Origin of the sequence: Pseudomonas sp. SWRI92, assembly GCF_014268685.1 — a bacterium.
Classification (GTDB): Bacteria; Pseudomonadota; Gammaproteobacteria; order Pseudomonadales; family Pseudomonadaceae; genus Aquipseudomonas; species Aquipseudomonas marvdashtae.
In genome coordinates, this window is the sequence record NZ_JABWQY010000043.1 from 1 (window position 1) to 873 (window position 873).

An 873-nucleotide genomic window follows, 5' to 3' on the forward strand; every position below is an offset into this window, starting at 1 on the left:
GGGCCCGCCGCGAAGGCCCATCCATGGGCCAGCGCGGCTATCCCGGCATCCATGCCGGGATGCCCACTGCGCAATACCTGCGTTCGGCCATCGTGGTTAACGGGGCGCCGAGATCAACGTCCACCGCGAGGCAGCCTTATAGCCGACCTGGTTTTTTGGGGGGCGTGTTCCTTCAGTGAGCTGTTTGCGATGGCTGACAGCCGACCAAGCTTTGTGGGAATGGTCGGACACACTTTCTGAATCAGGTGGATTTTTCCGACGAGTTCCGACGGTTGCCGGGTGGGAAGGGTTGTCGCTAGTCTTTTCCCGTCGCTGCAAATTCAGCGGCCGGGACTGGAAACCCGAAAGTAGGGGGCGTTATTTCAATCCTAATCGAGCGCTCAACATGTCTGAAAGTAACTCTAGGCCAACAAAAAACGATTCCGTTTCTCCCGAAGCCAGCCAGATTCCTCCAGTGCTCGATGAAGCCGCCAAGCGCGCCATCGACCTCTATCTTGACCCCAAACCTCAAGCCAAAAAGAAACAGCCCACAGGCCAGCTGTTCACTGTAGTGGACGGCGTCGACACCGAAAGCCTGCTGGCTAACCTCAGCGAAACCCTGGCCTCAGCCGATGCCATGGTCAGCGACCTGGCGTTCGACCTGAAAGGCTCGCGACGCCATGTTGCCCTTGGCATTCAGCAATTGATCGAGCTGGGCGCTTTATTGGCGAATCGGATGCTGGACAACGTCAATACACAACCCTGACCACACCGCGCGCAGTAGCGAGCAAGCCCGCACTGGAGAAACGCAATCCCACCAAAACCAGGTCGGCTATAAGGCCGCCTCGCGGTGGACGTTGATCTCGGCGCCCCGTTAACCACGCTGGCCGAACG

Annotated in this window: 1 protein-coding gene; it reads left to right on the top strand. The window is 58.6% G+C overall.

Translation table 11 applies throughout. From position 1 onward, the window contains the following. The first annotated feature begins 385 nt into the window (after positions 1-385). Positions 386-745, top strand: coding sequence for a DUF6124 family protein (locus HU762_RS26505; RefSeq protein WP_186641870.1), 360 nt, complete (start codon positions 386-388; stop codon positions 743-745). Positions 746-873 lie beyond the last annotated feature (128 nt).

Excerpts from the sequence above, each read along its gene's own strand:
- HU762_RS26505 (WP_186641870.1), top strand. The coding sequence starts at position 386 with ATGTCTGAAAGTAACTCTAGGCCAACAAAAAACGATTCCGTTTCTCCC.